This window comes from Protofrankia symbiont of Coriaria myrtifolia (assembly GCF_900634755.1).
In the GTDB taxonomy this organism is placed as follows: domain Bacteria; phylum Actinomycetota; class Actinomycetes; order Frankiales; family Frankiaceae; genus Protofrankia; species Protofrankia coriariae.
In genome coordinates this window covers 1-10,510 of record NZ_CAAAFS010000348.1, presented here as the reverse complement: position 1 = coordinate 10,510, position 10,510 = coordinate 1, and the positions used below count along the sequence as shown (strand labels likewise).

The 10,510-nt window shown below is 69.3% G+C and carries 8 protein-coding genes; 5 read left to right on the top strand and 3 right to left on the bottom strand.

Annotation, left to right across the window (positions count from 1 at the left end; translation table 11 throughout):
* From CM1CMNOD_RS20480 to CM1CMNOD_RS20460, 5 genes are all read left to right on the top strand, one after another.
* The coding region (locus CM1CMNOD_RS20480) for a galactose oxidase-like domain-containing protein (RefSeq protein WP_131772949.1) at nucleotides 1–2,011 on the top strand (2,011 nt) is incomplete at its 5' end.
* Nucleotides 2,008–2,436, top strand: a complete 429-nt coding sequence (locus CM1CMNOD_RS20475; RefSeq protein WP_013875499.1) for a hypothetical protein — start codon at nucleotides 2,008–2,010, stop codon at nucleotides 2,434–2,436. The genes CM1CMNOD_RS20480 and CM1CMNOD_RS20475, both read left to right, overlap by 4 nt.
* Before the next feature lie 274 nt (nucleotides 2,437–2,710).
* Nucleotides 2,711–3,370, top strand: a complete 660-nt coding sequence (locus CM1CMNOD_RS20470) for an SCO family protein (protein WP_131774127.1) — start codon at nucleotides 2,711–2,713, stop codon at nucleotides 3,368–3,370.
* Between the two features lie 154 nt (nucleotides 3,371–3,524).
* Nucleotides 3,525–5,663 carry a glycosyltransferase family 2 protein gene (locus CM1CMNOD_RS20465; RefSeq protein WP_237702909.1) on the top strand — a complete coding sequence of 713 codons (2,139 nt, stop codon included), beginning with the start codon at nucleotides 3,525–3,527 and terminating at the stop codon, nucleotides 5,661–5,663.
* Nucleotides 5,660–7,504: a glycosyltransferase family 39 protein gene (locus CM1CMNOD_RS20460; RefSeq protein ID WP_013875496.1), complete on the top strand. Its 1,845-nt coding sequence runs from the start codon at nucleotides 5,660–5,662 to the stop codon at nucleotides 7,502–7,504. Before CM1CMNOD_RS20465 ends, CM1CMNOD_RS20460 begins: the two co-directional genes overlap by 4 nt.
* 28 nt (nucleotides 7,505–7,532) lie before the next feature.
* Here the strand turns inward: CM1CMNOD_RS20460 and CM1CMNOD_RS20455 are convergent, their stop codons facing one another.
* The 3 genes from CM1CMNOD_RS20455 to CM1CMNOD_RS20440 all read right to left on the bottom strand — a co-directional run.
* Nucleotides 7,533–8,285 (bottom strand): type III pantothenate kinase, encoded by a 753-nt coding sequence (locus tag CM1CMNOD_RS20455; protein ID WP_013875495.1) that lies wholly within the window; start codon nucleotides 8,283–8,285, stop codon nucleotides 7,533–7,535.
* The gene (nadC, locus tag CM1CMNOD_RS20450; protein WP_083828561.1) at nucleotides 8,285–9,373 is read right to left on the bottom strand and encodes a carboxylating nicotinate-nucleotide diphosphorylase; all 1,089 of its coding nucleotides are present in this window, start codon (nucleotides 9,371–9,373) and stop codon (nucleotides 8,285–8,287) included. Before nadC ends, CM1CMNOD_RS20455 begins: the two co-directional genes overlap by 1 nt.
* Nucleotides 9,374–9,548: 175 nt before the next feature.
* Nucleotides 9,549–10,510, bottom strand: a 962-nt coding sequence (locus CM1CMNOD_RS20440) for an FAD-binding protein (RefSeq protein ID WP_131774125.1), incomplete at its 5' end; no start/stop codon positions are given.

The following is a 10,510-nucleotide window of genomic DNA, read 5'->3' as shown; positions in this document are numbered from 1 at the left end:
GGGCGATGGGGGAGGCCGAGGCGTGACCGGATCCGAAAAACGGCGGCGGATCGGCCGGCGTCGTGCGCTCGCCGCGCTGCTCGCCACCGCCGCCGTCCAACTGGTTGCCGTCGTTGTCGTCACCCCGGAGTCAGCAAGGGCCATCACCTGCGCACCTGAGGAATGGGCCGGCGACTACTTCGCCAACCCGACACTGACGGGGGCGCCGGCCGACTCACGGTGCGACGGCAACATCGGTTTCGACTGGGGGGAGACCGGCCCGGGGATCGGCGGCATCGGTGGGGCGGGATATTCCGTCCGCTGGACCAGGAACGCCCTGTTCCAGGCAGGGGAATATTCGTTCACGGCCACGGCCACGGCCACGGCCACGGCCGACGACGGTATCCGGGTCTATCTCGACGACGTCCCCGTCATCGACGAGTGGCGGGACCAGGGTGCGAGCAGCTTCGCGGCGACCAGGCCCGTTGCCGCCGGAACGCACAAGGTGACCGTCGAGTACTACCAGGGTGTCGGCGGCGGGCTGGTGCGCGCCAGCTACAGCGGGGGCGGGGATCCCGGGCCGGTACCTCCGCCGCCGCCGGGCGGCTGCACGGGCGACTGCCAGGGCTCCTGGCAGGTCCTGCCCTACGAGTCGCCGGTGCGTTCGGTGCACGCCACGGTGCTGCACACCGGGAACGTGCTGCTCGTCGCCGGCTCCGGCAACGACGGGGCCGCGGCGGCGAACAACCAGCTCGTCTCGAAGGTGTGGAACCCGCTGACCGCCGAGTTCGCCGACGTGCCCACCCAGGAGGACCTGTTCTGCGCCGGGCACACTCAGCTTCCCGACGGGCGGATTCTGCTCGCGGGCGGGACGTTGGAGTATCCGACGCCGACCAGTAACTACAAGGGCCTGGCGATCAGCTACATCTTCGATCCGATGACGAACACCTATACAAAGATCGGCGACATGCCGGGCGGTGGGCACTGGTACCCGTCCCTGGTGAACCTTGGCGACGGTTCGGTGTTCGCGACCGGCGGGCTCAACGAGAATGGCTCCGGAAATGTCGCCGTCGAGATGTTCGACTCTCGGAAGAGCCAGTGGAAACCCTTCAACGAGGTACCGCAGACGTACTTCTACTGGGGTCTCTACCCGAACATGGTGCTGATGGCGGACGGCCGGCTCTTCTATGCCGGGACGCACACCTTCGGTAACGCGCTGCCGAACACCTCGGGGTCGGAGATCTACGACATCGCCACCGGGACGATCACAGATGTCCCGGGTCTGCGGGACATCGACTTCCGGGACCAGGGTGCGACGGTGCTGCTGCCGCCGGCACAGGCCCAGAAAGTGGCCAACTTCGGCGGCGGGAACACCTACAGCGATCTTGACCCGACCAGTCACACGGACATCATCGACCTGCGTCAGCAGGATCCGCAGTGGACGGCCGGGCCGGACCTGCCGGCAGCCAAGATGTATGTCAGCGCCGTCATCCTGCCCGACGGAAAGGTGTTCGAGACCGGCGGGGCAAAGCACAACTATCCCGAGTACGCCGTGCACGAGGCGTCGATGTATGACCCGGTCACCAACACGTTCACGCCGATGCCGGCGGATCCGCTGGCGCGGATGTATCACTCGGAGTCCTTCCTCCTCCCGGACGGCCGGGTGGCGTCGATCGGTAACAACCCGGCGACCGGGGCATTCGACCTGGGTATCTCGGTCTACTCCCCGTGGTACATGTCGAGGCCGCGGCCGGCCATCACCGCCGCCGCCGAGCAGTTCGACCTCGGGTCGACGCAGAACCTGACCGTGAGCGGGAACATCGGCCGGGTCACGCTGATCCGCCCGGCGTCGGTGACCCACCAGTCGGACCCGAACCAGCGCAGCGTCGACCTGCCGACAACCGGCACCGGGACGAACATCAGCGTGACCGTCCCGAGCAATCCGAACATCATTCCTGCCGGTTACTACATGATGTTCGTCCAGGATACGAACGGAGTTCCATCCGTGGCGAAGTGGGTGCATGTCGGATGACCCGACGGAAAATCCTTCTCAGCGCGGTGACGGCGGTGTGTGTCACGGTGGGCCTGTTGGTCGGCCTGCGGGCGACCGGTGTTTTCGGCCCGTCAGCCGGCGACAGCGGGGGCACCCGGCCGGTCGCGGCCGAAAACACGCTCGGAGCTGGCAACCGGGATCTCAGCGGCCGGATTCAGCCGCATGGAAACGGCCGACCGTCGCCCGCGACGCTGTGGGTGGACGGCTGCGACCACAACTATGTGAAGGCCAGCGACAACACGAACGTCTGCGTCCCGAAGATCGCCCCCGGTGGTGTTCCGGTCGACTGCGAATTCCTGCGGAAATCCGGCTTCGGGGCGTTGAAGGTGACAGGAACGGACAGCAAGAACCTGGCCGGCACCGGCGGCAACGCCCCGCGTGGCACGACGGTCTGCGCCGACTAGACCCCGCCGGTTCTCCCGGATTCCTGGGATTCCTGGCGGCCAGCCGAGCCGGTCCGCCGGGAATCCCGGGCACGGAAAACCCGTCGTCACGCCGTCCGCACCCGAGGTAACGGTCGGAAACGGGACATGGATCACGGTGCCACGGGTCCGTGGCCAGTGGCACAGCCCTGCCGTTTCGATCCGGTCAGCAGTTCAGAAAGGCCAGGAACATGCCCCCCTGCGATGCACCGGTCGGGCCGACGCCGTGAGGCGGGCCCTGAGCGGAACCGCCGTCATGGCCCTGCTCTGTCTGGCCGGCAGCGCCGGCTGCGCCACGAGCGAGCCCACGCACCCGGCCGACGGCCCGCCGGTACGGTCGTCAGCGGCTGTCGCCACGGCCACCGGCGGCTGGCACGGCACCGTCCCGAAGGTCTCCCGCTCCCGGCCGTCGTTCACCCTGACGGACACCGCCGGGCACAGTTTCGACTTCGCGCGGCAGACCGCCGGCCGAGCCACCCTGCTCTTCTTCGGCTACACGAACTGCCCGGACGTCTGCCCGACGACCATGGCCGACATCGCCGCCGCCAAACGGCTGGCCAGAAACGATGCCGGGTCGGCGCTCACGGTCGTCTTCGTGACCACGGATCCCGGGCGGGACAGCGCCGAGGCGCTCCGGCGCTGGCTCGACCAGTTCGACTCCTCGTTCACCGGCTCACCGGCTCACCGGCTCACCGGCTCGCCGGCGCAGATCGACGCCGCGCAACAGGCCGTGGGCATACCGCTCGCGCAGACGCAGCAGGCGCCCGGCGGCCAGTACGACGTGGCGCACGCGGCCCAGGTCGCCGCCTACGGCGTCGACGACGTCCAACACGTTCTTTATTTCGCCAGTTCCACGGTTGCCGACTACGCGGCCGATCTGCCGAGGTTGGTGACTGCTTCGGGAGAACGCCCGTGAGAACAGCGGGCCACCGTGCCCGGTCCCGGGCCGTTGCCACCCGGTCGATGCCGGCCATTCGTACCGACCACTCAGGTAGGGATCAGTGAACCTCAATCAGGCGCTGGCCGCGCCACCGTCGCTTCACGCTTTCCTGACGAGGATGCCAGGGCAGTTGCGTTTCATCACGGCCGGTGGGACGAGCATTGCCGCACGGGTCGCGCTGATGGCTTTCATCGGCTGTTTCTTCGGGGCCTGGGGACGGGCCGGATACGGATTTTCGGTGGTCGCCGCGACGGGCCTGCTGTGGGGCCTGGACCGTGGCTTCACCTGGCGTGGACACGATGGCGGCCGGCTCAGGCCCGCCATCGCCCGGGTCTCGACCGAATCGGTCGGCTGGCTGCTGTTCACCGCGCTGACGGAGCTGGCGGCGAACTCCTCGCCAACGGGGCAGGCCGGCCCACGTAACCTGTTGGCCGCCGCGGTCTGCGCCCTGGTGGTGGTTTCCGCTCACCTGCTGATGTATTCCTGGTTCGTCTTCGGCTCCACCCTGACAGCCGCGTCCGTCCGTGTGCTGCACGGTGTTCTTCTGCTGCCCGCGTGGCCGTTGTTCGTCGAGACGGCACAGGCGCTGTATCGCGGCCGTGACAACGTGGCGATCGGTATCTGGACGGTGGTGTCGCTGTCGATGCTGCTGATCGCCGGTCTGACGCTGGTGCGGGCCCAGTACGGCTGGCAGCTGCCCGACCGGGTCGACCACGTCGACCTGGAGGACCAGGCGTCCCCCGGATACACCTTCTCGCTGATCGTGCCCGCCCGTCAGGAGCCCGTTCTCGGGCGCACGCTGACCCAGCTGCTCGCCGGTGACTATCCGCCGCATCTTTTCGAACTGGTCGTCGTCGTGTCGGACGACGAGCTCGACCGGGAGACCCGCGAGGTGGCACAGGAGTTCGCCGGCCGATACCCCAACGTACGGATCGTCACACCCAGCGGTGCGCAGCGGAGCAAACCGCTCTCCCTCGAGGACGCGCGAAAGCACTGCCACGGCGAGCTGATAGGAATCGTCGACGCGGAGTCCCTGATCGCCCGCGGTCTGCTCGGCTACGTCAACACCCTGGCCGTGCGTCACCCGGAAACCGGGATCTTTCAGGGCGGCGTCCAGCTGATGAACGTTCGCGGCCCCCGCTGGCGGCGGCCGGAATCCGCCGGGATGCTGCGCGCGCTGGTCGACTGGGCCGACAGCGGGACGTCGTGGTGGCGGGCGCGTAACTGCCTGGAGTACTACATCTGGTTCATGTCGCGGCTGCGCTACCAGGCGAAGGCGCGTTTCATCCCGCTTGGCGGCAACACCGTGTTCGTCCGGCGCGAGGTTCTCGACCGGCTCGGCGGCTGGGACGTCTCCTGCCTGACGGAGGACTGCGACCTCGGTGTGCGCGCCTCGGTGGCCGGCGTCACCACCACGGTTTTCTACCATCCCGAGCTGACCACCCAGGAGGAGACGCCAGAAAGCCTGAAGAAACTCGTGGTGCAGCGCACCCGTTGGATGATGGGTTTCATCCAGGTCTTCCGGAAGGGCGACTGGCGCCGGCTGCCGGGCTGGCGGCAGCGGGTGCTCGCCGCCGAGATGCTGTTGATGCCGTTCTTCCAGGCCATGGCCGGCCTGGTCCTGCCGACCTCCATGCTGCTCACGTTCTTCCTGAGCGCCCCGGTGGGTATTGTGATCATATTCTGGCTGCCGCTCCTCGCGATGCTGATGCTGACGCTCACCGAGGAGGCCGCCTTCCGGGAGTTCGCCGACGCATACCGGATCAGGGTGACTCCGCTGGACAGCGCCCGGCTGATAGCCAGCGCGCCGGTCTACCAGCTCGTGCTGTCGCTGGCGGCACTGCGGGCCGTCGTGCGGCTGTTCCAGAGAAAACTCGAATGGGAGAAGACGACACATGTCGGCGCCCACCACGTGGTGATACCAGGTCCGGCCCAGCCGGCGCTCCGAAATCACCGCGAGCCCGTCCTCAGGCCCGGAACGCCTGTCGCCTCCGTGTTCCCTGCCGCCGCTGAAGCGTTCACCGGTTCCGAGGTGCTTGCCGGCTCCAGGATTCCTGCCGGATCCGGGATCGCCGCCACTTCCGGGGTTTCCGCCGGGCTGGCGAAGCCGATCGGAGAGCGTCGCAAGCCGATCGGGGAGGTTCGGCAACCGGTCCGGCAGCTCCGGGAGGCCCAGGTCCCTGAGCAACTGACGGGACAGCGGCGCGGCGACCGTGTCTTCACGCCGCCCGGGGTCCAGTTCCCCGAACCGTTCGAGGGGGCTCTGTGACCACCAGCACGCTCCCGCTTCTCGACCGCGGCGCAGGCACTGGCACCGCACCGGCCGACAACCGGCGTGGCCGCCGGTTCGGCGGATTCACCGACTCGGTCGCGACCGTCCGCGACCGGATGACAGCCTGGCTGTTGGCGCACTGGCATAGCATCATCATCCTCGCCGTGCTCATCGTCGTCTGCGGGCTCGTACACGGCATCAACCAGGACGGCTGGCCCGGCCGTGTCAACGACGACGAGGGCACCTACACGGCGCAGGCATACGCCATGGAGTACTGGGGCCAAATCGCCCACTACACATACTGGTACGACCATCCTTTCGGTGGCTGGCTGCTTATCGCCGTCTACACGACGCTCACACACGCGTTCGAGCGGGCACCGACAGCGGTGGCTGCCGCCCGCGAGTGCATGTTCGTCGTCCATCTGGTGAGCTGCGCGCTGCTTTACCTGCTGGCCCGCCGGCTGGCGCTGCGACGGGTGTTCTCGGCCGCCGCGGTCCTGTTGTTCTCCCTGGCACCGCTCGCGGTCTGGTACCAGCGGATGGCCTTCCTCGACAACATCGCCGTGATGTGGGTGCTGGCGGCGCTGGTCTGCGCGGCATCCCCCCGGCGCAGCGCCGGCGCGGCGATCTGGGCCGGTGTCTTCATGGCCTTCGCCTTCTGGTCGAAGGAGACGACCCTCATTCTCCTGCCGGCCGTCTACCTGCTGCTCCGCCAGAACCGTGACCGGCGGAACTGGCGGTTCGTACGCCAGAACTTCCTCGGTTTCCTCACTGTGATCTGCGGCCTCTACGTCCTCTACGCCGTCATCAAGAACGAGCTGTTCGAGGGCGCCAGTCACGTCTCGCTGATCGGCGCGACCAGGTGGCAGCTGTTCGACCGGCCGGCGAGCGGAAGCCTGCTGAACGCGGACAGCAGCACCCGCAGCATGGCGAACCTGTGGCTGGAGATCGACCCCTATCTGCTGTGCGCGGGCGTTATCGCCGCGTTCCCGGCGCTTTTCGTCAGGCGTCTGCGGGTGGTCGCGATACTGCTGCTGATCCAGCTCGCCTTCATGTTCCGGAACGGATACATGCCATACGCGTACGTGACGGCGATGCTGCCGTTCGCGGCGCTGTGCGTGGCCGGCATGCTCGATGCGCTGCTGCCGTACTACCGGCCACCGACCGCCAACGCCGCGCGCGACCGCTCCGGGGACATGGCTGGCAGCGCGCTCCACGACCCGCCGCGTGATCCGGCGCCTGCCGTGGAAACGCGCTCGCTGTCCCGCCGGCCCCCGATATCGGCCCTGACTCTGGCATCAGCCCCGACGTCGGCTTCGTTCGCGGCCCCGCTCCCGGCCGCGGCCGAGCCTGCCGTGCTCGGCACCTGGATACGCCTGGTGGCGGTGGCCAGCATCGTGACGGCGGGACTGCTGACGCTCCCGGAGCACTGGGCACCGAAGCTGCACACAGCACTGACCGCCGACGACAGCGCGCCGAGCCGGGAGGCGGCCCGCTGGTACATCGAGAACATCCCGGACGGCAACATCGTCGTCACCGACGACAACATATGGACGGACCTGGAGTTGGCCGGCAAGAAGCCCGAGCCGATCTGGTTCTACAAACTGGACCTCGACCCGGCCGTCCGTGAAAAGCTGAAGAACGGCTGGCAGGACGTCGACTACTTCATTCTCGGCGACCTGACCCCCGTCACCCTGAACGACCTCCCCATGGTCGCCGAGGGTCTGCGGAACTCGATAGTCGTGAAATCCTTCGGCGCTCACGGCGAGATCGCAGTCCGCAAGGTGATCAGACCCGGCTGCCCGGCAACCCCCACGGCCGCAGCCCCAGGCTGCTGACAGTCCCGGCCGCCGGCAGCACTCCCTTTTATGTGTTCTTCTCGAAGATGAGGCGGAGGCCGATGAGGGTCAGGTGGGGTTCGTGGTGCTGGAGGGTTTCGCTCTCGCGGATGACGAGGGAGGCCAGCCCGCCGGTGGCGATGACCACGGGGTCGGCGTCCAGTTCGTTGCTGATGCGGCGTACCAGGCCGTCCACCTGGCCCACCACACCGTAGATCATGCCGGACTGGAGGCACTCGACGGTGTTCTTTCCGATCACCGATCGTGGTGGTATGAGCTCGACGTTGCGCAGTTGCGCCGCCCGCGACGCAAGCGCGTCCAGGGCGATCTCGATACCCGGGGCGAACGCGCCGCCGAGGAACTCGCCGCGGCTGGAGACCACGTCCAGGTTCGTGGACGTCCCGAAATCGACGATGATCGCCGGACCGCCGTAGAGGTGGTGGGCGGCCAGCGCGTTCACGATCCGGTCCGCGCCGGCCTCCTTGGGGTTGTCGATGAGGATCGGCACCCCCGTTCTCGTGCCCGGCTCCACCACGACGGCGGGCACCTTGCGGAACGCGCGCACCACCATGCGCCGGATCTCCCGCAGGGCCGCCGGCACGGTCGAGCACACCGAGATGCCGTCGACGTCGTAGTCCAGGAGCAGACCGCGGAACAGCAGCGACAGTTCGTCCGCGGTCGAGTGCGGGTTGGTGCGTACCCGCCAGGAATCCATCAGGTCCTCGCCGTCGAAGACGCCGAGGACGGTGTTGGTGTTGCCGATGTCGATCGTGAGCAGCATCAGGGCGTCCCCGATCCGGCGCCCGCCTCGGGCGCGACGTCCGAGGCGGGCGCCGGGCCCGGACCCCGGCGCGGGGAGAGGTCGAGATCGAGGCCCAGGTCCAGCGCGGGCGCCGAGTGGGTCAGCGCTCCGATCGCCAGATAGTCGACGCCGGTCTCGGCCACGCGGCGGGCCATGTCGAGGGTCAGCCCGCCGCTGGCCTCCAGCTCGACGCCGTTCGGACGGGCGATCGCGACCGATTCACGCAGCTCGTCCAGGCTCATGTTGTCGCAGAGGATCAGGTCCGCGCCGGCTGTCACGGCCTCGGCGACCTGGGCCACCGTGTCGCACTCGACCTCGACCGGCAGGCCGGGGAACCTCGCCCGCACCGCGGCGAACGCCGCCGCCACCCCGCCCGCGGCGACCACGTGGTTGTCCTTCACCAGCGCCGCGTCCGCCAGCGACATCCGGTGGTTGCGCCCACCTCCACAGCGCACCGCGTACTTCTCCAACGCGCGCAGCCCGGGCAGGGTCTTGCGGGTGTCCCGGATCGCCGCCCCCGTACCGTCCACCGCGTCGACCCACCGCCGGGTCGCCGTGGCCACCCCAGAGAGGTGGCACAGCAGGTTCAGCGCCGTGCGTTCGGCGGTGAGCAGGGCGCGGACCGGGCCCGCGACGGTCAGGACGGCGTCCCCGGGGCTCACCTGGTCACCGTCCGAAGCGACGATCTCGATGTCCAGACCACCGGTCCAGCCGCTCTCCGCGTCCGCGTGCTCGTCGGCGGCCGCATCCCCACGGTGGACGTCCGACGGATCCCGCGTCGGGCGGACGCCTGTGGGCTCGTGCCGTGCCGGGTAGCGGTCGGTGAGGACCACCTCGAAGACGGCCGCGGCCACCGGCAGGCCGGCGACGACTCCCCGGGCCCGGGCGACGACCGCTCCCCGGCCAGCCAGGTCGGGCGGCACGGTCGCGACCGACGTCGTGTCGACCGAGTCCGGATCATAACTACTCACTGTACGGACCGCAGCATCCGCCGTGGCGTCCAGGGGCGCCACCGGATCCGCTGGGAGCGCGGGCAGATCCTCGGCGACGGCGCCGCGGATGAGCATGACGAGCGCGTCCGGATCGAGCCCGGCTGACACCAGTGCGCTGCGGGTCTCCTGCGACAGCGGTGACAACGACGGTGACGGCGGTGACAACGGCGACGGTGACGGCGGTGACAACGGCGACGGCGACGGCGGTGACAACGGCGACGGCGGGGACGGCAGTGGCATCAGGCTGGCATCAGGCCTGGCCCGAGGCGTGCCCGGCGGTTGCCGGGTAGCCCGGAAGAGGCGGAGCCTCCGCGACGTCCAACGGCTCGTATGTCACTGAGAGCTCACCTTCCGCGTCCAACTGGGTGAGGATGTGGCCACGCCAGCGTGCGTCGTCAGTGATACCGAAATCTTCCCGCCAGTGCGAGCCACGGGTTTCCTGACGCATTGTGGCAGCCGCGACCAGCGCGGTGGCGACGGTCCGCAGGTTGGTCATCTCCCAGGCGTCCGGGCCGGCGGTGACCGTGCCGCCGACCCGCGGGTCCCCGAGGGCGGCCAGCGTCTTCGCGGTCGCCCGCAGGCTCTGCTCGCTGCGCAGCACCCCGGCGCCATCGGCCATGGCACGGGCCAGGTCGGCACGGGCCGCCGGGTCGGCAAGCCCGGTCGAGCCGCTTCCCACCACCGGGTTCGCCGGCTTCGTCGGGCTGGGCAGCCCCCGGGCGAGATCGGTGCCGATGCGGGCGGCGAAGACCAGCCCCTCCAGCAGGCTGTTGGACGCCAGCCGGTTCGCTCCGTGCACGCCCGTGCACGCGACCTCCCCGCACGCGTACAGCCCGGGGACGCTGGTACGCCCCCAGACGTCGGTGCGCACACCGCCGCTGGCGTAGTGCGCCGCCGGGGCGACCGGGATCGGCTCGCGGAGCGGGTCCACGCCGGCGGCCCGGCAGCGGGCAGTGATCGTCGGGAAGCGTCGCAGCAGGGTGGAACTGCCCAGGCCGCGGGCGTCGAGGTAGAGGTGGTCGACGCCCTGGGCGGCCATCACCCGGGACATCTGCTTGGCGACGACGTCTCGCGGCGCCAGGTCGGCGAGCGGGTGGACGCCGTCCATCACCCGGTGCCCGGCGGCGTCCACCAGAAGGGCGCCCTCACCGCGCATGGCCTCGCTGACCAGCGGCTGCTGGCCGGAGCCGGGTGGCGCGGGCGCACCGGTCC